Genomic DNA, 22,549 nt, shown 5'->3' with positions numbered 1-22,549 from the left:
GCGCCGGGTCCGCCCCGGCGGCCGGGGCCCTCAGGCGACCAGGGCCTCGGCCGTCTCCACGGCCTCGACCAGGGTGTCCACGACCGGGACGCCGGCCTTCTCCAGGCTGGCCCGGCTGTGCGAGCCGCCTGTGTACAGCACCGCCAGGGCGCCCACGTGCTGGGCGGCCACCGCGTCGTCGACCGCGTCGCCGATGACCACGACCCGGCCGGCGACTATGCCGTCCATGGCCGCCAGGTGCCGGGCCATCTGCTCGGACTTGCCGGTGTGGCTGCCCTCGGTGCGGCCGTCCACGCGCAGGAAGTGGTTCTCGATGCCGTGCGTGCGCAGGATCGGTATCAGCTGCTCGTGCGGGGCCAGCGAGCACAGGGACTGGGTGAGCCCCTCGTACCGCCGGCGGGCCAGGATCTCCGCGGCGCCCTCCGCGAGGCAGCAGGTGCCGGCCAGGGCCCAGTAGTGGCGATGGAAGATCTCGTCCATCACCTCCCACTCGTCCTCGGTGGGCAGGCGTCCCATCAGCCGCTCGTAGAACCTCGGCACGGGCACGCAGTACAGCTCGCGGTAGCGCTCCAGCGTGATCCGCGGAAGGCCGATCTCGGCGAAGGAGGCATTCGTCGCCTCGATCACCGCGTCGATGTCGTGGAGCAGCGTGCCGTTCCAGTCCCACACCAGATGCGCGTTCACATCCGAAACCGTACCCAGACCCTCCCGGCCCAAGGCAAGTGCCGAGGTCACATACGAAGCCGCATCGTAGACATCGGGTCCCCGGGACACCCCTCCGCGCGGTACGCGTCACGCGTCACGCGTCACGCGATCAGCGCGGGGATCTCCTGGGTGGCGAACCAGAGCAGTTCGTGGTCCTCGGCTCCGTCGACCGTGAAGCGCGCGTCGTCGTCGCCGGCGTCGGCCGCGCCCAGGGCGTCCGCGGCCGCGGCGATGTCCCGCTCGGCGTCGTCGGCGTCCGCGTGCACGGCGGCGGCGCGCGCCATCGGCACGGGCGCGGACAGGCGGACCGAGCCGAGGGCGGAGGGGTCCAGGGCGCGGTCGGGGTCGAAGGAGACGGCGGCGTCGGCGACGTCCACGGCGAGCACGACACGGCGGCGCGGCGCGTCCGGGGCGAGCGCCAGCTGCCGCAGCGAGCTCTGGGCGGCCCGGGTCAGGGCGGCGTACTCCAGCTCCTCGATGTCGTCGGAGACGTACCACTCGCGCAGGCTCGGGGTGACCGCGAAGGCGTCCAGCGGGGCGGGGCCCAGCTCACCGGCCTTGTGCGCCTCGGCCAGGCCGGGAAGGGTCGTGGGGATGTAGACGCGCATGGCGTCAGCATACGTGCGCGGCACCCCGGATAGGTGAATCCCGGCCCGCCTCCCGCGCCGCCCCCGCCCGGCTTTCCCGTCCGGCGGCGCCCCCCGTACAACCCGGTTACCAATCGGTAGACCACGGGGGTCCGCACATGCCTGTCACCACACCATCACGCAGCGCGATCATTCGCGCACACAACGTCACCGCCCTGCCGCCCCACATCTGGTTCGCCGGACGGCTGCTGGACGTCCTCACCGGACGGCGGCCCGTGGCCGGCCTGGCGGGACGCGTGCGCCCGGAGGCGTACGACCACCTGTGGAACCTGGTGAACACCCGCACCGACTGGGCCTACGTCGCCCGCGGGCACACGCCGCGGCTGCTCAGGAGGCCGCACGTGTCCCCCTCCTCCGACGGCAGGGCCGTCGAGGTCGCCGCCGCCGTCGTCCTCGCCCCGGACATCGTGCGGGCGCTCGCCTTCCGCCTGGAGCGCGACGGAACTCGGCCGGGCGGCGGCCCCGGCTGCTGGCGCTGCACCGCCGTGGAGGCCCGCTGAACGCCGCCGGGGCCGGCCTCCCGAAGGAGACCGGCCCCGGCCGCGCGCGACACCGCGGATGTGCTCCGCCGTCGCCGCCTACTTCTTGCGGCGCCGGCCGCCCTTGGCCGCGCGGCGGCGCTCCGCCCGGGTCAGGCCGTCCGACTCGGGGACGTCGCCGTCGCCGTTGTCGAACTCGCCCTGCACGACGCCGCCCTCGCCGTCGACGGTCGGGGCGGAGAAGTGCAGCCGGTCCGCCCGCTTCGGGGCCTCCAGGCCCTTGGCGCGGATCTCCGGACGGGCGTCCTGCTTGACCAGCGTCGGCACCGCGTCCTCGGCACCGGCGTCCACCGGCACCTCCTCGACCTGCTGCTCGACCTGGACCTCCAGGTTGAACAGGTAGCCGACGGACTCCTCCTTGATGCCGTCCATCATGGCCTTGAACATGTCGTAGCCCTCGCGCTGGTACTCCACCAGCGGGTCGCGCTGCGCCATCGCCCGCAGGCCGATGCCCTCCTGCAGGTAGTCCATCTCGTACAGGTGCTCACGCCACTTGCGGTCCAGCACCGACAGCACCACGCGCCGCTCCAGCTCGCGCATGATCTCCGAGCCGAGCTGCTTCTCCCGCGCGTCGTACTGCTCGTGGATGTCGTCCTTGACCATCTCCGCGATGAAGTCCGCGGTGATGCCCGCCCGGTCCCCGGCGGCGTCCTCGAGGTCCTCGACGGTCACCGTGATCGGGTAGAGCTGCTTGAAGGCGCCCCACAGCCGGTCCAGGTCCCAGTCCTCGGCGAAGCCCTCGGCGGTCTCGATCGCGATGTAGTCGTCGATCGTGTCGTCCATGAAGTGACGCACCTGCTCGTGCAGGTCCTCGCCCTCCAGGACGCGGCGGCGCTCGCCGTAGATGACCTCGCGCTGCCGGTTGAGCACCTCGTCGTACTTCAGGACGTTCTTGCGGATCTCGAAGTTCTGCTGCTCGACCTGCGACTGGGCGGAGGCGATGGCACGGGTGACCATCTTGTTCTCGATCGGCACGTCGTCCGGCACGTTCGCCATCGCCATGACGCGCTCCACCATCTGTGCCTTGAACAGGCGCATCAGGTCGTCACCGAGCGAGAGGTAGAAGCGGGACTCGCCCGGGTCGCCCTGACGGCCGCTGCGACCGCGCAGCTGGTTGTCGATGCGCCGCGACTCGTGGCGCTCGGTGCCCAGCACATAGAGGCCGCCGAGCTCCTTGACCTCCTCGAACTCGGCCTTGACCGCCGCCTCGGCGCGCTCCAGCGCCTCCGGCAGCGCCTGCGCCCACTCCTCGACGTGCTCCACCGGGTCCAGGCCGCGCTGGCGCAGCTCCGCCTCGGCCAGGTCGTCGGGGTTGCCGCCGAGCTTGATGTCGGTACCGCGGCCGGCCATGTTGGTGGCCACCGTGACGGCGCCCTTGCGGCCCGCCTGCGCGACGATCGACGCCTCACGCTCGTGCTGCTTGGCGTTGAGCACCTCGTGCGGGACGCCGCGCTTGTTCAGCTGCTGCGACAGGTACTCGGACTTCTCCACCGAGGTCGTGCCGACCAGGACCGGCTGGCCCTTCTCGTGCTTCTCGACGATGTCCTCGACGACCGCCGCGAACTTCGCCTCCTCCGTGCGGTAGATCAGGTCCGCGCGGTCCTGACGGCTCACGGGGCGGTTCGTCGGGATCGGGACCACGCCGAGCTTGTAGATCTGGTGGAACTCGGCGGCCTCGGTCATCGCCGTACCGGTCATGCCGGAGAGCTTGTCGTAGAGGCGGAAGAAGTTCTGGAGGGTGATCGTGGCGAGCGTCTGGTTCTCGTCCTTGATCTCCACCCCCTCCTTCGCCTCGATCGCCTGGTGCATGCCCTCGTTGTAGCGGCGGCCGGCGAGGATACGGCCGGTGTGCTCGTCGACGATCATGACTTCGCCGTCCATGACGACGTAGTCCTTGTCCTTCTTGTAGAGCTCCTTGGCCTTGATGGCGTTGTTCAGGTAGCCCACCAGCGGGGTGTTCACCGACTCGTAGAGGTTGTCGATGCCCAGCCAGTCCTCGACCTTCGAGACGCCGCTCTCGTGGATCGCGACGGTGCGCTTCTTCTCGTCGAAGTCGTAGTCACCGGTCTCCGCCTTGCCCATGCTGCCGGCCTCGCCCGGCTTCAGGCGGGTGACCAGGCGCGCGAAGTCCGAGTACCACTTGGTGGCCTGGTCCGCCGGGCCCGAGATGATCAGCGGGGTACGGGCCTCGTCGATGAGGATCGAGTCCACCTCGTCCACCACCGCGAAGTAATGGCCGCGTTGCACCAGTTCGTCCTTCGACCACGCCATGTTGTCGCGCAGGTAGTCGAAACCGAACTCGTTGTTGGTGCCGTACGTGATGTCGCAGGCGTACTGCTCCCGGCGCTGCCCCGGGTTCATGTTCGCCAGGATGCAGCCGACCTTCAGGCCCAGGAAGCGGTGCACCCGGCCCATCCACTCCGAGTCGCGCTCGGCGAGGTAGTCGTTGGTGGTGATCAGGTGCACGCCCTTGCCGGACAGCGCGTTCAGATACGTCGGCAGCGTGCCGACCAGGGTCTTTCCTTCGCCGGTGCGCATCTCGGCGACGTAGCCGAGGTGCAGGGCGGCGCCGCCCATCAGCTGGACGTCGTAGTGGCGCTGCCCCAGGACGCGCTTGGCGGCCTCGCGGACGGTGGCGAACGCCTCGGGGAGCAGGTCGTCCAGGCTCTCGCCGTCGGCGTAGCGCTGCTTGTACTCGTCCGTGAGGGCCCGCAGCTCGGCGTCCGTCAGGTTGACGAAGTCCTCTTCAATGGAATTGACCTGGTCCGCGATGCGGTGCAGCTTGCGCAGGATCTTGCCTTCGCCTGCACGCAGGATCTTGTTGAGGACGGACACGTAGGCTGGCTCCTTGCCGGTCGGGCCTGGCACGGGTTCTCGCGCTGGGCACAGCAGGTCACACCCCGCTGCAACGGCCATCGTAAGCGAGGACCCCAGCAGGCCGGGAGGTCCGTCATCAAGCCGGGCGGTTCTCACCCGCGAACCACCACGCCCAAGAGGCGATATCCGGTCGTGACCGACCGCCCGTTCCTGGATACTCCCGCACATGGAGGCCGCATGGAACCGATAACCCTCACCACCGAGCACCTGCTGCTCCGCCCCTTCGGGCCGGACGACGCGGACGCCGTCCTCGCCGCCTGCCAGGACCCCGAGATCCCGCGCTGGACCTCGGTGCCGTCCCCGTACACCCGCGAGCACGCCGAGGACTTCGTCGGCCGCATCTGCACCGAGGGCTGGCGCGACGACCTGGTCTACAACTTCGCCGTGGTCACCCGGGGCGAGGGGCGCCTCGTGGGAGCCATGGGGCTGGTGCGCCTGGAGCGACTGCACAGCGCGGAACGCCAGGCCGAGCTCGGCTACTGGACCGCCAAGGAGCACCGCGGCCGCGGCCTGACCGCCGAGGCCGCCGCCGCCGTGGTCCGCTGGGCCCTGACCGACCTGGGCGTCGAGCGACTGGAGTGGTACGCCGAGGCCGGCAACCACGGCTCCCGGGCGGTCGCCCTCAAGGCGGGCTTCCGGATGGAGGGCACCCTGCGCGCCCGGATCGTCCACCAAGGGACCCGGCGGGACGCCTGGACCGGCTCACTGCTCCCCTCCGACCTCGGGAGGGGCGGCGCGACGGCGTACCTGCCGTACCCGGGCGAGTGACCCCGCGCCCCACGGTGCGGCGCCGAGAGCCGGGGCGGACCGGGGCCGCCGGGAAGGACTGTCGGACCCTGCTTCTACGCTGGGGCGCATGAACAAGCCCGCGCCCCTCTCCGCCGACGAGGCCCGCCGCATGGCACTGCGCGCCCAAGGATTCCTCGGCGCCCCGGAGCGCCGCGGCGGCGTGCGCGGCATATTGCGGCGGCTCGGCGCGGTGCAGCTCGACACGATCTCCGTCCTCGCGCGCTCGCACGAACTCATCCCGTACGCACGGCTGGGCGCGGTCGGCAGGAGCGCGGTCGAGACCGCGTACTGGACCGAGAACCACGCTTTCGAGTACTGGTCGCATGCCGCGTGCATCCTGCCCGTCGAGGAATGGCCGCACTTCGCCTTCCGGCGCCGGGCCCGCCGCGCCCGCGGCCACCGCTGGCACGTGCTGCAGGACGCCGAACGCTCCGTCGCCGCGGTGCTGGACCGGCTCAAGGCCGACGGGCCGCTCACCTCGACCGAACTCGGCGGCGCCAAGAACGGCGGCCCCTGGTGGGACTGGTCCGAGACGAAGATCGCGGTGGAGTGGCTGCTCGACACCGGTGATGTGGTCTGCGCCCAGCGGCGCGGCTGGAAGCGGGTCTACGACCTTGCCGAACGCGCCGTCCCCGACGCCCTGTTCCACGACGACATCGACGACGCCGAGTGCCTGCGCCGGCTGGTCGCCCAGGCCGGCGCGGCCATGGGCGTCGCCACCCGCGCCGACCTCGCCGACTACCACCGCGTCAAGGGCGAGCAGGTGGACGCCGTGATCGCCGACACCGGTCTGGTCCCGGTCGAGGTCGAGGGCTGGGGGAAGCCCGCGTGGGCCGACCCCGCGGCCCTGGCGGAGCTCTCGCGCGGCGGCCGGCACCGCACGACCCTGCTGTCGCCCTTCGACTCCCTGATCTGGGACCGGCCGCGCACCGAGCGCATCTTCGGCTTCACGCACCGCCTGGAGGCCTACGTCCCCAAACCGCAGCGCATCCACGGCTACTTCGCGATGCCGCTGCTGACCGGCGGCCGGCTCGTCGGGCGCGCCGACCCGGCACGCGAGGGGAGCACCCTGATCGCCCGTCAGGTCACCCTGGATTCCGCGCGCGCCGTGGAACCCATGGCACAAGCACTGCGCGAAGCCGCGGAATGGGTCGGCTGCGACAGTGTCCGCGTCGAGCGGTTGGACGACCCCGCGCTGGCCGCCGCACTGCGGGCCGCGGTGGCGTGACCCCGGGGGCCGCGGCGCGCGCCGGCGGTCTTTGCCCTGTCGACCGCCGACCGGTCGGGCGGTCGGCCCGTCGGCCGGTCGGCCCGTCGGCCCGTCGGCCCGTCGCTAGCGGATCTCCAGGATCTTCTCCCGCATCGCGTACACCACGGCCTCCATGCGCGAGTGCAGTTGGAGCTTCTCCAGGATGTTGCGCACGTGGTTCTTCACCGTGTTCTCGCTGATAAAGAGTTCCTTCGCGATGTCCCGGTTGTTCATCCCCGTCGCGACGAGCTTCAGCACCTCCAGCTCACGGTCGGTCAGCCGGGGTGCCGGGACGAGCCGGCGCTCGTCGGTGCGCTGGATCATCGACTTGAACTCGGTGAGCAGCTTGGACGCCATCGACGGGCTGATCTGCGACTGCCCGTCGGCGACCGCGCGGATCGCGGTGGCGACCTCGTCCGTGGAGATCTCCTTCAGGAGGTAGCCGGTGGCGCCGGCCTTGATCGCCTCGTAGAGGTCGGCCTCCTCGTCGCTCATCGTCAACATGATGATCTTCGCGCTGGGCGCCACCTCCTTGATGGAGGTGCACGCCTCGATCCCGCCCCGCTTCGGCATCCGCACATCCATCAGCACGATGTCCGGGAGCAGGTCGGCGGCCTTCTCCGTCGCCTCCGCACCGTCCCCGGCCTCACCGATGACCTGGATGTCCTCCTCCTGCGCGAGCACGATCTCCAGGCCCCGCCGGAAGAGCGCGTGGTCGTCCACCACGAGGACCCTGATGGGCTCCCTTCGCGGCGCACCACCTGTGCCGTGCGCGTCGTTCGCGCCCGCGTCCCGCGCGGCCCCGCCGGCGGGTTCCGCCACACCGGACGGCGCGGGCTCGAAGCTGTCGGCCATCGGTTCCTCCCCCTCGGGCCGGCAGCCCGTGGTCGTTGCACGCTTTTGTGCACGTTCGTGCCAGGCCAACCGGGCGATGCGGCCCGAAAGTCGGCTGCCCGGCCATGATTCCATGCCGCAGCACGGCAACGCCCCCGGGCGGAGGTCGTTTCCCGCCCAGGGGCGCCACCCGAGACCGTCACATCACCGGCGCAGCGCTCCTCCCGCGCCGGACGGCGCCACCATGACGGACGGGTCCGCCTTCAGGTGGATGACGCCGTAGTCGTAGCCGTGCCGCCGGTAGACGACACTCGGTTGTTCCGTGTCGGAGTCGATGAACAGATAGAAGTCGTGCCCGATCAGTTCCATCTCATAGAGCGCCTGGTCGAGCGTCATCGGTGCTGCCGCGTGCGTCTTCTCGCGCACCACCAGGGGGCCTTCGCCCTGGACCTCCAGGGAACCCATCTTGGTGGTGGGCACGCCGGCGGCGGACTCGTCCGCGGGCCGGGTGCCGTTGGGCTCCTCGGCGGCCAGGACGGCCGTCGCCTCCGCGACGCTCAGGGTTGCGCGGCTCCCGCCGCGGTGGTGCACCCTGCGTTTGTCGGCGGCCTTGCGCAGTCGCGCCTCGAGCTTGCTCACCGCGAGGTCGAGCGCCGCATACGGATCCGTAGCGGCGGCCTCGGCCCGGACCACCGGTCCACGCGAGAGCAAAGTGATCTCCACCCGGTCGGAGCGGTCCGCCTGCCGGGGGTTCGGTTCCTTGGACACCTCGACTTCGAGGCTGATCACTTTGCCGTCGAGCTTCTGGATCTTGTCCAGTTTCTCGCTCACGTGCTTCCGGAACCGCTCGGGCACCTCGGTCTTGCGGCCCTTGACGACGATGTCCACGCAGAACTCCGTTCCCGGATCGCCCCGTTCGCACAGGACGGATCCCTTGCGCTGAGGCCGGCGGGCACCAGGTCCCGCCCGGCGTCGACGTTCGTTGCCGCTCCACGCACCTCCGGAGGCCTTCCGGGGCGGCGAAGCCGCGACTCTCACCTCCTCCTCCCCCGGGAGAAAGATCAACATCCACTGAACGGTGGGTGAACCACAACCCGCGGTCCGCGGAACGGCGGGCCACCGCGGGCGGCTCCGTCCCTCACAACCGAACATAGACCCGGAGCACCACGGTCGGCACCCCCAGCGGGGCTATACCTCCGTTCGGGTGAAAGAGCGGTTGCGCAACCTGCAACATCGCCGGTGCCCGGGGGGTTCCGTTTGCCGGCGCGCGGAGGTGACCACCCGCGCGCGAGGGGTACGCGGGCCCTCTCCCGAACACCGGAGCGCGCTGTCCGCGGCGCTCGTCCGTGCCGTGCCGCGGCCCGCCGCGCGACACCCCCGTGCGATGGCCCGCTACTCCGTTCGGCGGCGCAGCGGGGCCGGGCCGCCGATCACGGCGGCGCCCAGGACGTGGCCGCCGGCCGACTCGACGGCCCGCGCGGCGGCCACCAGGGAGGCACCGGTGGTCATCAGGTCGTCCACAAGGACGGCGGCACTGCGTGCGAGCAGTCCGGCGGCGCCCGGTACGGCTTCCAGTGCGCCGGAGAGGTTGGCGAGGCGGTCAGCGGCGGCGAGGCCGGCCTGGTCGGCGACGGCGCGGCGCTGCCGCAGGACCGCGGCGACCCGCACGGGGAGCCCGTCCCGGCGCAGTTCCGCGGCGGCGGCGCGGGCCATGCGGCGGGTAGCGTCGTGACCGCGGGCGGCGACGGCGCGGCGGGAGGAGGGGACGGGGACGAGGAGCAGCGGCCCGCTTTCGGGGGCCCCACCCCCACCCCCTCCCCTGACCGCCGCGTAGACGGCGCCCGCCAGCGCCGCGCCCAGCGGGCGCGCCAGCCCGAGGGCACCGCGCTCCTTGTGCGCGAGCAGCACGGCGCGCGGCTGGTCGGCGTAGACGGCCGCGGCCCACACCTCCGGGAGCCCGGCGGGCGGCGGGTCCGGCCACACGCGCCGCGCCCCCGGCTCGTACAGCGTCGCCCCGCACTCCTCACACAGTCCGGTGCGCGGCGCACCGCACCCCGCGCACTCCCCCGGCAGCACCAGCCCGGCGATCTCGCGCCACCATCCCCGTAGGCCTCGCATGACTCAACGATGCCGGGTGGGGGCGACATTCACCAGGGTCTTCCACAGGCCTGTGGATAACTCCTGTGGGTAAAGCTTCGCAGGAGGCCGGGACAGCCCGGAAAAGGCCTCGTGGGAGCGGCGCCCGACGGCCCGACGTCCGGTGTCCGGCACCGGGCACCGGGCAGACTCAGCCCGGATAGACCGGCGCGGTGCCCTTGGGGGTGACTTCCTTCCAGTTCGCGTCCGGGGGCAGCCGGAAGATGCCGCCGTCCAGTTCCGCGAGCAGCGGCTTGTCCTGGTTCTCGGACGCGGCCACCGACTTCACGCCGCTGATGCCGGGCAGGCTCGGGGTGAAGGAGGCCGAGCCGTCCGCGTCGACGTACTGGATCTGGGGCACGCCCCCGGTCTCCCGGCCCACGACCACGAGGCGGCTCACCCCGGCCCAGGAGGCCGCTATGACGTCCTCCAGCTGCGGGGTCACCCGGCGCAGGTCGGCGACGGCGATCTGCGGGTCGTCGGAGGGCCCGGTGCGCTCGATGCGGCCGAGCCGCAGCGTGGTGTGCTTGTCCTCGCTCACCAGCAGGGCGATACGGACACCGTCGGCGGCCACGCGCAGCGACTCGATGCGCCCGTTGCCGAGTTCCGGCACCGTGACGTCGACGGCCGTGCCGGCGCCGTTGCGGAACATGAGCAGCCGGGGACGGTTCGGGTCCCGGTCGGCGACCCACAGGCCGCCGTAGCCGTCCCAGCTGGGGGCGCTGAGCCGGTTCTTCTTGTCGGCGGCCTGGCTGTGGGCCACGACCGGCCCGAGTTCGCCGCCGGCGTCGAGCGGGGCCACGTAGAGGTTGGCGCCGTCCTCGGTGACCCCGGCGGCGGACTGCTCGTCGCGCCGCACCGCGACGGTGCCCAGCTTGAGCGCCCCCGATCCGAAGGGTCCGGACACGGTCATGGGCTGGGTTCCGTCGCCGCTGAGGCTGACGAGGTGGTGGTCGGCGTCGACGAAGTACTGCTCGTTGCCCTGCCCGGCCAGCCCCTCCGGGGCGTAGTCCCGGGCGGCCTGCTCGCGCTGCAGGGAGCAGGCGGTGCGGTTGCCCGGGCCCTGCACGTCCACGGACGGCAGGGGGCTGGAGGACATGCCCTGCACGGTCTGGATGAGCTGGGCGGCCATCCGCCGGCAGCGGAGGCTGTCGCCGGGCGCGCGGTTGAGCCGGACAGTGAGGCGCTGGGTGTCGTCGAGGGTGACCCTGGTGGCGCGGATGCCGCTGGCGAAGGCCGATTCCACGACGGGTTCGAGCCATTCGGTGGGCCCGGCCAGCAGGGCGTCGACGGTGGCGCCCAGTGGGTTGATGCGCTTGCGCAGGTACAGCGGGTCGGCGACCAGGGCCTCGCGGCGCTTTCCCTCGGCGAGTGCATCAGGACCCAGGGAGGCGAAGTAGTAGGTGTCCACCGAGCGGTAGAAGCGGGTGAAGTCGGCCTCGCTCAGCACGAGCCCGTCGGCGACGCCGGCGATGCGCCATTCGCCGTTCTCCTTGGTCAGCCTGATGCCGGTGCTGAAGGTGCCCTCGTCCGCGCGGTACGCGTGCCGGGCGTCGACGGCGGCGACCTTCTCACCGGTGAGGCTGATCTGGGTACCGTCGTCGGCCTTGCCGTCGCCCGCGGATCCCGGCTCCTGCACCTGGGTAGGGCCGTCGGCGAGGATGGTGATGCCGGAGTCCGGCTTCCACCGCTGGGCCTGCTCCTTGGTCATGTAGAGCTTGGCGGTGTCGTACTTCGCCTCGTCGCTGGTGGTCGCCTCCAGGAATCCGCTGACGATCTCCCGGGGCGTCTCGCCCTTCTGCGGTTTCACCCCGTAGACGCGTACCTGGGGGTCGCTGTCGGCGTGCTGCTCGCCGCCGACCCGGTGCACCTCGCCGCTGTCGGGCATGGAGGCGCAGCCCGTGAGCAGCACGAGGAGGCAGCCCAGGAGCATGCCCGCCTTGACCGGCCGCGGTCGGCCGCCCCCCTTCGCGCGCATCAGCTCTCGTCCTCCCGCGCCTGGTCCGTGGTGGTGTGGGTGGCCGTGCCGCTGCCGGCGCGGTGGCCGACGACGCGGGCGCCGTTGCCGGGCAGCGCGGCGGGGTCGGCGGCAGGGGGCCGGGGAGGGCTGAGCGGCATGTTGGGGATGGCGGGCGCGGCGAACCGCGACACCGGCACGCCGTGCAGGGCCGGGGTGTGCGGCTGGACCGCCGCGCCTTCGAGGGCCGCGCCGAGCGCGGTGGCGCCGGCGGGCATGGTGCGGTGGGCCGTGCCCGCGTTCAGCTCGCGGTTGCGGCGGGAGTCCTCGGGTTCCAGGGCGATCGGGGAGCCGCGCAAGCTGTCGGCGCCGGTGCGGGGCAGGGTCAGCCGGAACTGCGAGCCGCCGCCCGGTTCTCCCCAGGCCTGCAGCCAGCCGCCGTGCAGCCGGGCGTCCTCGAGCGCGATGGACAGGCCGAGGCCGGTGCCGCCGGTGGTGCGGGCGCGCGCGGGGTCGGCGCGCCAGAAGCGGTTGAAGACGCGGGTGGCCTCGCCGGGCTTGAGGCCGACGCCGTAGTCGCGGACGGCCACGGCGACGGCGCCGCCGGCGGACGCCATGCGGACGTGGACGTCGCGGCCCTCGCCGTGCTCGACGGCGTTGACGACGAGGTTGCGCAGGACGCGCTCGACGCGCCGGGCGTCGGCCTCGACGGTCACTGGCTGCTCGTCGCCGTGGACGACGATGCGGCTGCCCTTGCGCTCGGCGAGCGGCTCGGCGCCGTCGACGACCCGGCGCACGACGTCGCGCAGGTCTATCGGCTCGGCCTCCAGGGCCGCGGCACCGGCGTCGAAGCGGCTGATCTCCAGCAGGTCGGAGAGCATCGACTCGAACCGGTCCAGCTGGTTCTGCAGCAGTTCGGCGGAGCGGGACGTCGCCGGGTCGAAGTCCTCGCGGGCCTCGTGGATGACGTCGGCGGCCATGCGGACCGTGGTCAACGGGGTGCGCAGTTCGTGGGAGACGTCCGAGACGAAGCGGCGCTGCATCCGCGACAGGTCCTCCAGCTGCTGGATCTTGACCTGGAGCGTCTGTGCCATCTTGTTGAACGACTCGCCGAGGCGGGCGATGTCGTCCTCGCCGGTGACCTTCATGCGTTCCTGCAGGTGGCCGGCGGCCAGCCGTTCGGAGATCTGGGCGGCCATGCGCACGGGGGTGACGACCTGGCGCACGACGAGCCAGGCGATGGCGCCGAGCAGCACGACGACGAAGATGCCGGCCGTGGCGAGGGTGCCCTTGACCAGGCCGAGGGTCTTCTCCTCCTGGTCGAAGGGGAAGAGGTAGTACAGCTGGTAGGGCTTGCCGTTGGGGTCGTTGAGGCGCTGTCCGACGATCAGGGCGGGCTCCCCCTGGGGGACGCTGTCGCTCTTCATCGAGGTGTAGCGCTCGTAGACCTCCAGCGTGCCGTCGAGGGACTGCCGCAGGTCGGCGGGCACGCTCTCCTCGGGCCACACCCCGCCGGAGCCGCGGGGACCGTGGGTGCCGGGGCTGTCGGCCTGGGTGCTGTAGGTCATCTGCTGCTCGGCGTTGGAGCTGAGGGCGACGACGGAGTAGACGCCCTGGCCGCCGCTGGCGAGCTGTTCGACGAGGTTGTTGAGCCAGGTCGCGGTGTCGGTCTGGCTGCGCCCGTCGGTGCCGGTGTCGCCGCTGTCGGTGACGTTGCGGGCCTTCTCCTTGGCCACGGCGAAGCCGCCGACGGCCTGGCTCTGCGCGGTCTGCCGCTTGGCGTCGAGCAGCCCGTTCTTGACCTGGCCGATGACGACCACGCCGAGGAGCAGCACCACGCCCAGCGACATCAGGAGGGTGGTGGCGACGACGCGCAGCTGGATGTTGCGGCGCCACAGCCGGGTGGCGGGCTGGAGCGGCCGCCGGGCCCAGCGCACGCACGAGCGGAGCACCGGCAGCAGGCCCGTGAGCGGGTCCGCGTGCCGGCTCTCCTGCCGCTCACGCTCGTACGAGGTCGCCATATCAGCCCGGTCCGGCCTTGTAGCCGACGCCGCGGACGGTCACCACGATCTCCGGGCGCTCGGGGTCGCGTTCGACCTTGGAGCGCAGCCGCTGGACGTGGACGTTGACCAGCCGGGTGTCGGCCGCGTGCCGGTAGCCCCAGACCTGCTCGAGGAGGACCTCGCGGGTGAAGACCTGCCACGGCTTGCGGGCGAGCGCGACCAGGAGGTCGAACTCCAGGGGGGTCAGCGCGATCGGCTGCCCGTCCCGCTTGACCGAGTGCCCGGCGACGTCGATGACGAGGTCACCGATGGTGAGCTGTTCGGGCGTCGGCTCCTCCGCCCTGCGCAGCCGGGCTCGCACGCGGGCGACGAGCTCCTTGGGCTTGAACGGCTTGATCACGTAGTCGTCGGCGCCGGACTCCAGTCCCACCACCACGTCGACGGTGTCGCTCTTCGCGGTGAGCATGACGATGGGCACCCCGGACTCGGCCCGGATCTGACGGCACACGTCGATGCCGTCGCGCCCGGGGAGCATGAGGTCGAGGAGAACCAGATCCGGCTTGGTCTCACGGAAAGCGGCAAGGGCCTTGTCACCGTCGGCCACGAACGACGGCTCAAAACCTTCGCCGCGCAGCACGATGCCAAGCATCTCTGCCAGTGCGGTGTCGTCGTCGACGACCAGGACGCGTCCCTTCATAGCGACCATCATCCCATTTTCGCATCGATAGCTTTGACCATGGTGTTCGTCGTCACTCCGCCGTGATCTCCATCCACTGACATCTGCCGTTGACCTGGCATGTCGGGGGCCGTCGAGGTCATTCCCGCGTACCGGCTCCGGACACCTGGTTCCGGACAGTGAACACCCTGCCAGGTTCATGGCGAGCTGCGCGACGGGTCGTATGACCCTGTTCTCTGACGAAGGTCACTTCGGGGCGGTTCAGGCCGGTTCGGGCCGGTGTCACAGGCTCTGGCCGCCGGAGATCTCGATGCGCTGTGCCGTGACCCACCGGTTCGCGTCCGAGAGCAGCGCGGCGAGTGCCGCGCCGATGTCGTCGGGCTCGCCCATGCGGCCGAGGGCGACCTGCGAGCTGACGCGCGCCCGTACCTGCTCGTTGTGCTTCATGCCACCGCCGCCGAAGTCGGTGGCGGTCGCTCCGGGGGCGATCGTGTTGACGCGGATACCGCGTCCGCCGAGCTCCTTGGCCAGGTAGCGGGTGAGGACCTCGACCGCACCCTTGATCGCGCCGTAGGCGGCGTGGCCGGGGGCGATGATGCGGGTCAGTCCGGTGGAGACGTTCACGACGGCGCCGCCGTCGGCGAGCTGCGGCAGCAGGGTCTGGGTGAGGAAGAAGGCGCCCTTGAGATGGACGTCGACCAGGGCGTCGAAGTCCATCTCGGTGGTCTCCGCGAAGGACGCCGTCAGGTCGTGGCCGGCGTTGTTGACCAGGTAGTCGAAGGTCGTCCGGTCCCAGCGGGACGTGAGCTCGCCGGCCAGCTGCCCGGCGAAGTCCGCGAAGGAGCTCACGGCGCCGGTGTCCAGACGCAGGGCGGCCGCGGACCGGCCCAGACCCTCGACGGCCGCCACGACGTCCTCCGCCTCGGCCCGGTTGTTCCGGTACGTGATCACGACGTCGACGCCGCTCGCGGCCAGGTGCAGGGCACTGGCGCGTCCCAGGCCGCGGTTGGCCCCGGTGATGACGGCGATCTTCTGGTCGGTGCTCATGGTGACTCCTTCACGGGTGCTCGACGACGGGGATCGAGCCGGTGGCCGGCCTCCTCACCCCAGACCAGTGGACGGGCCGGCGGCCGTGGCAGCCAGTGCCTTCGTTTTCCACGGACTGCCAGTACCAGCCTGCGCGGGAGAGCCGGCCGACGGACGCGGTCGCAGGTCAATGGCACGGCCCCCTGACCCGTGCGTCCGCACGGGTCAGGGGGCCGTCACCTTGCTTCAGGCCGGGATCATCCCCGCGCCTGGTCGTGACCTGGAGCACGAGGCGAGCACAGTGCCGCCAGGGCATCCGCGGTGACCGGCGAGATCACCCCGTTCTCGGTGACCATCGCCGTGATCAGGCCCGGTGGCGTGATGTCGAACGCGGGGTTGTACGCCTGGGTGCCCAGCGGAGCCATGGCGACTCCGGCCGCGTCGGTGACCTCGTGGCCGGGGCGCTGCTCGATCTCGACGGACGCCCCGTCCGGGGTGTCCAGATCGACGGTGGTGGTGGGGGCCACAACGACGAAGGGCACGTTGTGGTAGCGGGCCAGGACGGCGAGCGGGTAGGTGCCGACCTTGTTGGCGACGGACCCGTCGGCAGCGATGCGGTCCGCGCCGACGAGGACGGCGTGCACCTCCCCGGCGGCGAAGAGGGAACCGGCGGCGTTGTCGGTGAGCAGTGTGTACGCCATGCCGGTGCGGGCGGCCTCGTAGGCGGTGAGCCGGGCGCCCTGGAGCAGCGGGCGGGTCTCGTCGACCCACAGCCGGCGCAGTTGGCCGCGGCGGTGGGCGGCGAGGGCGACGGCGAAGGCCGTGCCCTCGCCGCCGGAGACGAGGGCTCCGGAGTTGCAGTGCGTGAGGATCTGGTACCCACCGCCGGGCAGGAGCTCGGAGAGCAGTTGGAGGCCGTTGCGGCCCATGGCGGTGCTGGCCTCGGCGTCCTCGGCGTGCAGACGGCGGGCTTCGGCGAGGGCGGCGGCCGCGGCGCGGTCGGGGTCGCCGTGCGCCTCGCCGGTGAGGGCGGCGCGGTAGGCGGCCACGGCGCGCTTGACGCCGTAGGCCAGGTTGACGGCGGTGGGTCGGGCGTGCGCGAGCGTTTCAGCGGCGTCGTCGACGTCGTAGCCGCGTACGGCTGCGAGCGCCACACCGTAGGCGCCTGCTATGCCGAGCAGCGGCGCCCCGCGCACGGCGAGGCCGCGGATCGCCTCGACGAGTGCGGGCACATCGGTGCAGACCAGTTCAACTTCCTCCGCCGGGAGGCGTGTCTGGTCGAGCAGGACGAGGACGGGCCCTTCCGGCGGCTCCTCCCAGCGCAGCGCCGGGAGCGGTTCGTCGGGGTTCCCCTTGGTTTCGTTGGCCAGAGATACCACGTACTGATCACCCATCTGCCCAGTCTGCCGTGAACGGCAGCACGTTTTGAACGGTTGCGGTGCACCGCATCCGCGGGTACAAGGCCACTTACCCCATGGCACGATTGCCACCGTCCCGGCGTTGAACGATCGGGTAGCGCAGTAACGAAGGAGCGATGATGAACGACTCTCCGGGCTGGGCCTCGCCCGGATCCTCCCCCTCCGACGAGCCGGGGCACACGAACGGCCCCGACACGCCGCAGGATTCTGCGCCCCCGAACTGGACCCAGCAGCAGCCTCCGGCCGGCCAGTGGCAGGCCGCCGGAAGCGGAGGGTGGGGCAACCCGCCCCCGCCCCCCACCTGGGGCGGCACCGCACAGTCCGGCTGGAAGCCGCCCCAGTGGGGTCTCCCGCCCTCCCCCAAGCCCGGCGTCATCCCGCTGCGGCCGCTGGGCGTGGGCGAGATCCTGGACGGGGCGGTCTCCACCATGCGCGCGCACTGGCGGACGGTGCTCGGCATCGCCCTGGTGGTCTCCTTGGTGACCCAGGGCGCCTCGGTGCTCCTGCAGGGTCTGGCCCTCAACGACAACAGCAGCCTCAACGCCTTGGAGAACAACCCCGAACCAAGCCTCAACGACGTCGCGGACGCCGTCGGCGGCAGCCTCGCGGGCGCCGGGCTCACCCTGATCATCACGCTGCTCGGCGTGGTGATCGCCACCGCGATGCTCACCATGGTGATCAGCAGGGCCGTGCTGGGGCGCCAGGTCACCACAGGCGAGGCCTGGTCCGACGCCCGGCCCCAGTTCGCCCGGCTGCTCGGGTTGACCCTCCTGATCGCCCTCATAGCGGTGGGCATCCTGACCGTCGGCATCGGCCCCGGGGTGGCACTGGCGGTCGGCGGCTCCGTCGGAGCCGGACTCAGCCTCGCCCTGTTCGGCGGTCTGGCGGCGCTGGTCGTCGTCGTGTGGCTGATGATCCGGTTCAGCCTCGCCTCTCCCGCGCTGATGCTGGAGAAGCAGGGCGTGGTCAAGTCGATGGCGCGCTCCGCCAAGTTGGTGCGCGGCTCGTGGTGGCGGGTCCTGGGGATCCAGTTGCTCTCCTCGCTGCTCGTCTACCTCATCACGTCGATCATCCAGATCCCCTTCCTGCTCGTGGGCCTGGCCGTCAGCGGCGACGGTCTGTCCGCCTTCACCTCGGGCAACTCCGCCGGCCTCGGCTGGTCCTACCTGATCGTCGTCGGCATCGGCGCCGTCATCGGATCCACCATCACCTTCCCGATCAGCGCGGGCGTGACCGCCCTGCTCTACATGGACCAGCGCATCCGGCGCGAGGCCCTCGACATCGACCTGGCCCGCGCCGCAGGCGTCACCGGATACGGAGAGCCGACCGGTACGCCCGGCGCGAGTCCGGCCACCGGGGCCTGACGCCGGTGTCGGGGGACGTACCGGTCACGATCCCGCGCGTTCCGGCTCGTGAGGCGGCCGAGGACGAACTGTCCAAGGCCGTCTACCACCAGAACGACCCCAGCCTCCTCCAGCGCGCCCTGGAGTGGCTGTGGCGGAAGTTCTCCGACCTGATGGACAGTGCCTCCGGGGCCGCCCCCGGAGGCACCGTCGGCCTGGTCACGGTGATCGTGCTCGTCATCGTGCTGGCCGTCGTCCTCCGACTGCGGCTCGGCGCACTGCGCTCCCAGCCGGCCCCGGGCGGCGGCCTGTTCACCAAGGGCCCGCGCACCGCCGCGGAACACCGGGCCGCGGCCGAGGAGCACGCCCGCAACGGCGTCTGGACCGAGGCCGTCCAGGAACGGATGCGGGCGATCGTGCGCTCCCTGGAGGAACGCGCAGTCATCGATCCACGCCCTGGCCGCACCGCCGACGAGGCCGTGGCCGACGCCGGCCGCCACCTGCCCGCCCACGCCGCGGCGCTGCGCGACGCCGCCCGCAGCTTCGACGACGTCACCTACGGCAACCGGCAGGGCAGCCCCGAGGCCTACACGGCCCTCCGCGACCTGGACACCCAAGTGGGGCGCACCAAGCCCGACTTCGCCGCGACCCCAGCCGGGGCGTCCGGGGGCGCCCGCCCGTGACCACCGCCCCGGCCGCGACGCCGGCTCCCGCCACGACTTCCGTGTCCCCTACGGCACATCAGCTCTGGACCGGCTGGCGCGCCCTACTGGCCGCGGGCCTCGCCCTGGTGTTCTTCGGCGTCCTCTACGCCCTTCTGCAATCCGGTCAGAACCACCAAGCACTGGACCCCCGTTCTCCCGACCCGGCAGGAAGCCGGGCCTTGGCGCAACTCCTCGAACACCGAGGCGTCACGACCAAGGTCGTCACCACCACCGACGATGCCGCTGCCGCCGTCACCCCCGACACCACCCTCCTCGTCACCGTCCCCGACCTACTGACGCCACATCAGCAGCTTCGCCTGCACCGGGCCACGGTGCAGTCCGGCGGTGGCCGCACCGTCCTGCTCGACCCGAGTGACTCCTCCCTCGGCGTACTCGCCCCCAGGGTCCACTACGCGGGCCCCACCGCCGTCCAGACCCGCAGGGCCGGATGCGACCTGCCCGCCGCGGTCCGCGCGGGCGACGCCGATCTCGGCGGCACCACCTACACGACCACCGCCGAAGGAGCCGACGGGTGCTACCGCACCGGCGCGGGCAACCCCACCCTCCTGCGCCTTCCGACGGCGGACGGTGACGTCGTCGTCCTCGGAACCCACACACTCCTGCAGAACGAGAACCTCGACGACCAGGGCAATGCCTCGCTCGCCCTGCAGCTCCTCGGTGCCCACCCGCGACTCGTCTGGTACCTCCCCTCTCTCGACGACGCGGCCGCTTTCGACGGCGGCCAACAAAGCTTCCTCGACCTCATCCCCGACGGCTGGAACTGGGCTTTCCTCCAGCTCCTCATCGCCGCAGGGCTCGCCGCGCTCTGGCGCGCCCGCCGGCTCGGCCCGATCGTCGCCGAGCGCCTGCCCGCGACCGTGAGGGCCGCGGAGGCCACCGAGGGGAGGGCGCGTCTCTACCGCCGCGGCAACGCCCGCGCGCGCGCCGCCGAAGCACTGCGCACCGCGACCCGGGACCGGCTGGCTCCCCTCCTCGGTATCCCGCCGTCCCAGGCCCACGACCCGGGTACCCTCGCCTCCGCGGTCGCCGCACGCCTCGACGATCCCTCCACGGATCCGCACATCACGCTGCACGGCCCTCCCCCGGCCGACGACGCCGCCCTGCTGCGCCTCGCCGACGACCTCGACGCACTCGAACGCCGCATCCTGCGCAACGAGAGGAAAGCAATCCCGTGAGCGCCGCTCCCACCGCCGACAGCGCCCGCGCCTCCCTGGAGGCACTGCGCACCGAAATCGCCAAGGCCGTCGTCGGCCAGGACCCGGCAGTCACCGGCCTGGTGGTGGCCCTGCTGTGCCGCGGGCACGTCCTGCTCGAAGGTGTGCCCGGCGTCGCCAAGACGCTGCTGGTTCGGACACTGGCCGCGTCGCTGCAGCTGGAGACCAAACGCGTCCAGTTCACCCCAGACCTGATGCCCGGAGACATCACCGGCTCCCTCATCTACGACGCCCGGACGGCCGAGTTCTCCTTCCAAGCGGGCCCCGTCTTCACCAACCTCCTCCTCGCCGACGAAATCAACCGCACGCCTCCCAAGACCCAGGCCTCCCTCCTGGAGGCGATGGAGGAGCGCCAAGTGACGGTCGACGGCACCCCACGTCCCCTCCCGGAACCCTTTCTGGTCGCGGCGACGCAGAACCCGGTCGAGTACGAGGGCACCTATCCGCTTCCGGAAGCCCAGCTGGACCGCTTCCTGCTCAAGCTCGTGCTGCCCCTCCCCTCCCGCGAGACGGAGATCGACGTCCTCACCCGGCATGCCGAGGGCTTCAACCCCCGCGACCTGGACTCCGCCGGCATCCGGCCCGTCGCCGGTCCCGCCGACCTCGACGCCGCCCGCGCCGCGGTCGCCAAGACGACGGTCTCCCCCGACATCACCGCCTACATCGTCGATATCTGCCGCGCCACCCGTGAATCCCCCTCACTCGCTCTCGGTGTCTCCCCCCGCGGAGCCACCGCTCTCCTCGCCACCGCCAGGGCCTGGGCCTGGCTCACCGGCCGCGACTACGTCACACCCGACGACGTGAAGGCCCTGGCACTGCCCACCCTCCGGCACCGGATCCAACTGCGGCCCGAGGCCGAGATGGAGGGCACGACCCCCGACTCGGTCATCACCTCGGTCCTCGCCCACGTCCCCGTGCCCCGCTGAGCCGACAGGCCGATCGATGTCATTGACCGGACGCACCGCCCTCCTCGCCGCGATCGGCGCCCTCGTCGTGGGGGTGCTCCTCCCTGGCTGGAACGGCATCCTGCTCGTCGAAGGCGTCCTTCTCTTCGGAATTCTGTGCGACCTCGCCCTCGCCGCGCCAGTACGAAAGCTCCATTTCACCCGAACCGGTGATACATCAGTTCGACTCGACGAGGTCGCGGAGGTCACGCTCACCGTGACCAATCCGGGTCGTCGACCGCTCCGTGCCGCGTTGCGCGACGCCTGGCCGCCGAGCAGCTGGCGCCCCGGAACCGAGGTCACGTACTCACGGCACGAACTGACGATCCCCGCCGGCGAGCGTCGCCGCCTCACCACCGTCCTCCACCCCACCCGTCGTGGTGACCGGCACGCGGAACGCGTCACCGTCCGCTCCTCCGGCCCCCTCGGTCTGGCGGCCCGCCAGGGCTCGCACCACGTGCCCTGGACCGTCCGTGTGCTGCCGCCTTTCCACAGCCGCAAACACCTACCGTCCCGCCTCGCACGGCTGCGGGAGCTCGACGGCCGCACGTCCGTCCTCATCCGGGGACAGGGAACAGAGTTCGACTCGCTGCGCGAGTACATCCCGGGCGACGACACCCGCTCCATCGACTGGCGGGCCACCGCCCGCCGGTCGACCGTCGCCGTCCGCACCTGGCGACCCGAACGCGACCGCCACATCCTCGTCGTCCTCGACACCGGACGCACCTCCGCGGGCCGCGTGGGCGACGCGCCCCGCCTGGACGCCGCGATGGACGCGGCTCTGCTCCTCGCAGTGCTGGCGAGCCGCGCGGGCGACCGCGTGGACCTCCTCGCCTACGACCGTCGCGTACGTGCCTCCGTGCACGGCCGCGCGGCCCGCGACATGCTCCCCGCCTTCGTCAACGCCATGGCCCCGCTGGATGCCGAACTCGTCGAATCCGATGCGCGGGGGCTCGTCTCGACCGTGCTTCAACGGACCTCGCACCGCTCCCTGGTGGTGATCCTCACCGGCCTGGACGCCGCCCCCATGGAAGAAGGCCTCCTGCCGGTCCTCCCGCAGCTCACGCACCGCCACGAGGTCCTCATCGCCTCTGTCGCCGACCCACGGGTCGACGACATGGCCGCGGGCCGCGGCACCATCGACGCGGTCTACGCGGCAGCCGCCGCCGAACAGGCCCGCGCGGAACGCCGGCGCGTCGCCGAGCGCCTTGTCCGTCACGGCATCACCGTCGTGGACGCCCCTCCGGCCGACATCGCACCCGCCCTGGCAGACGCGTACCTCGCGCTCAAGGCCGCCGGGCGCCTGTAAAGGCTGTTCGAGATGGGCCGCCGGCACAACGCAAAAAACCTCAACCCCCGAACCGGAGTTCGAGGGTTGAGGCTGAAGAATTGTTCGGCGGCGTCCTACTCTCCCACAGGGTCCCCCCTGCAGTACCATCGGCGCTGAAAGGCTTAGCTTCCGGGTTC

At 71.8% G+C, this 22,549-nt stretch carries 19 protein-coding genes and 1 rRNA gene; 8 read left to right on the top strand and 12 right to left on the bottom strand.

Translation table 11 applies throughout. The features are described 5' to 3' along the window. Positions 1-30: 30 nt before the first annotated feature. Both ACIP98_RS33130 and ACIP98_RS33125 read right to left on the bottom strand, forming a co-directional pair. Complete coding sequence (locus ACIP98_RS33130; protein WP_319665683.1) at positions 31-684, bottom strand: HAD family hydrolase; 654 nt, start codon at positions 682-684, stop codon at positions 31-33. A gap of 122 nt (positions 685-806) precedes the next feature. Then, complete coding sequence (locus ACIP98_RS33125) at positions 807-1,313, bottom strand: DUF6912 family protein (RefSeq protein WP_401979478.1); 507 nt, start codon at positions 1,311-1,313, stop codon at positions 807-809. Positions 1,314-1,450: 137 nt separating this feature from the next. On the opposite strand from ACIP98_RS33125, the gene ACIP98_RS33120 reads away from it, so the two are divergent. Beyond that, a complete protein-coding gene (locus tag ACIP98_RS33120) occupies positions 1,451-1,852 on the top strand; it encodes an Rv3235 family protein (protein ID WP_319665681.1) in 402 nt (133 codons plus the stop codon). 78 nt (positions 1,853-1,930) lie between these two features. Here ACIP98_RS33120 and secA read toward each other — a convergent pair whose 3' ends face one another. After that, entirely contained in the window at positions 1,931-4,726 is a 2,796-nt protein-coding gene (gene secA, locus ACIP98_RS33115; RefSeq protein WP_319665680.1) for a preprotein translocase subunit SecA, read from the bottom strand. A 219-nt stretch (positions 4,727-4,945) separates the two neighbouring features. Between secA and ACIP98_RS33110 the strand changes: the two genes are divergently transcribed. Then, positions 4,946-5,536, top strand: a complete 591-nt coding sequence (locus ACIP98_RS33110; RefSeq protein WP_319665679.1) for a GNAT family N-acetyltransferase — start codon at positions 4,946-4,948, stop codon at positions 5,534-5,536. 88 nt (positions 5,537-5,624) lie between these two features. Continuing rightward, positions 5,625-6,785, top strand: coding sequence for a winged helix-turn-helix domain-containing protein (locus tag ACIP98_RS33105; RefSeq protein ID WP_401979475.1), 1,161 nt, complete (start codon positions 5,625-5,627; stop codon positions 6,783-6,785). 105 nt (positions 6,786-6,890) lie between these two features. On the opposite strand, the gene ACIP98_RS33100 is transcribed toward ACIP98_RS33105, so the two are convergent. From ACIP98_RS33100 to mtnA, 8 genes are all read right to left on the bottom strand, one after another. Further along, positions 6,891-7,661 (bottom strand): response regulator, encoded by a 771-nt coding sequence (locus tag ACIP98_RS33100; protein WP_401979472.1) that lies wholly within the window; start codon positions 7,659-7,661, stop codon positions 6,891-6,893. Between the two features lie 183 nt (positions 7,662-7,844). Next, on the bottom strand, positions 7,845-8,528 hold the full coding sequence (gene hpf, locus ACIP98_RS33095) for a ribosome hibernation-promoting factor, HPF/YfiA family (RefSeq protein WP_401979470.1): 684 nt from the start codon (positions 8,526-8,528) through the stop codon (positions 7,845-7,847). A 504-nt stretch (positions 8,529-9,032) separates the two neighbouring features. After that, a complete protein-coding gene (locus ACIP98_RS33090; protein WP_401979468.1) occupies positions 9,033-9,758 on the bottom strand; it encodes a ComF family protein in 726 nt (241 codons plus the stop codon). A 169-nt stretch (positions 9,759-9,927) separates the two neighbouring features. Beyond that, on the bottom strand, positions 9,928-11,754 hold the full coding sequence (locus ACIP98_RS33085; RefSeq protein ID WP_401979466.1) for an LpqB family beta-propeller domain-containing protein: 1,827 nt from the start codon (positions 11,752-11,754) through the stop codon (positions 9,928-9,930). Next, positions 11,754-13,754 carry an MtrAB system histidine kinase MtrB gene (gene mtrB / locus ACIP98_RS33080; protein WP_401979464.1) on the bottom strand — a complete coding sequence of 667 codons (2,001 nt, stop codon included), beginning with the start codon at positions 13,752-13,754 and terminating at the stop codon, positions 11,754-11,756. Before mtrB ends, ACIP98_RS33085 begins: the two co-directional genes overlap by 1 nt. A gap of 1 nt (position 13,755) precedes the next feature. After that, the gene (gene mtrA / locus ACIP98_RS33075; RefSeq protein ID WP_078620260.1) at positions 13,756-14,445 is read right to left on the bottom strand and encodes a two-component system response regulator MtrA; all 690 of its coding nucleotides are present in this window, start codon (positions 14,443-14,445) and stop codon (positions 13,756-13,758) included. A gap of 249 nt (positions 14,446-14,694) precedes the next feature. Further along, entirely contained in the window at positions 14,695-15,459 is a 765-nt protein-coding gene (locus tag ACIP98_RS33070) for an SDR family NAD(P)-dependent oxidoreductase (RefSeq protein ID WP_401979462.1), read from the bottom strand. Positions 15,460-15,695: 236 nt separating this feature from the next. Then, entirely contained in the window at positions 15,696-16,832 is a 1,137-nt protein-coding gene (gene mtnA, locus ACIP98_RS33065; RefSeq protein WP_319665673.1) for an S-methyl-5-thioribose-1-phosphate isomerase, read from the bottom strand. A gap of 143 nt (positions 16,833-16,975) precedes the next feature. On the opposite strand from mtnA, the gene ACIP98_RS33060 reads away from it, so the two are divergent. Genes ACIP98_RS33060 through ACIP98_RS33040 form a run of 5 tightly spaced genes read left to right on the top strand, consistent with a single transcriptional unit; the run spans position 16,976 to position 22,391 of the window. Then, positions 16,976-18,220 (top strand): glycerophosphoryl diester phosphodiesterase membrane domain-containing protein, encoded by a 1,245-nt coding sequence (locus ACIP98_RS33060; protein WP_319665672.1) that lies wholly within the window; start codon positions 16,976-16,978, stop codon positions 18,218-18,220. A 5-nt stretch (positions 18,221-18,225) separates the two neighbouring features. After that, positions 18,226-18,882 (top strand): DUF4129 domain-containing protein, encoded by a 657-nt coding sequence (locus tag ACIP98_RS33055; protein ID WP_319665671.1) that lies wholly within the window; start codon positions 18,226-18,228, stop codon positions 18,880-18,882. Further along, positions 18,879-20,099 (top strand): DUF4350 domain-containing protein, encoded by a 1,221-nt coding sequence (locus ACIP98_RS33050; protein WP_401979459.1) that lies wholly within the window; start codon positions 18,879-18,881, stop codon positions 20,097-20,099. The genes ACIP98_RS33055 and ACIP98_RS33050 overlap by 4 nt, the downstream gene beginning before the upstream one ends. Continuing rightward, a complete protein-coding gene (locus tag ACIP98_RS33045) occupies positions 20,096-21,064 on the top strand; it encodes an AAA family ATPase (RefSeq protein ID WP_401979457.1) in 969 nt (322 codons plus the stop codon). The genes ACIP98_RS33050 and ACIP98_RS33045 overlap by 4 nt, the downstream gene beginning before the upstream one ends. A 16-nt stretch (positions 21,065-21,080) precedes the next feature. After that, on the top strand, positions 21,081-22,391 hold the full coding sequence (locus ACIP98_RS33040) for a DUF58 domain-containing protein (RefSeq protein ID WP_401979455.1): 1,311 nt from the start codon (positions 21,081-21,083) through the stop codon (positions 22,389-22,391). A gap of 82 nt (positions 22,392-22,473) precedes the next feature. Here the strand turns inward: ACIP98_RS33040 and rrf are convergent. Next, a 5S ribosomal RNA gene (rrf, locus tag ACIP98_RS33035) occupies positions 22,474-22,549 on the bottom strand; the annotation flags it as partial.

The sequence above is a fragment of the Streptomyces sp. NPDC088354 genome (assembly GCF_044753585.1).
Taxonomy (GTDB): domain Bacteria; phylum Actinomycetota; class Actinomycetes; order Streptomycetales; family Streptomycetaceae; genus Actinacidiphila.
This window is presented reverse-complemented; position numbering and strand designations above follow the sequence as displayed.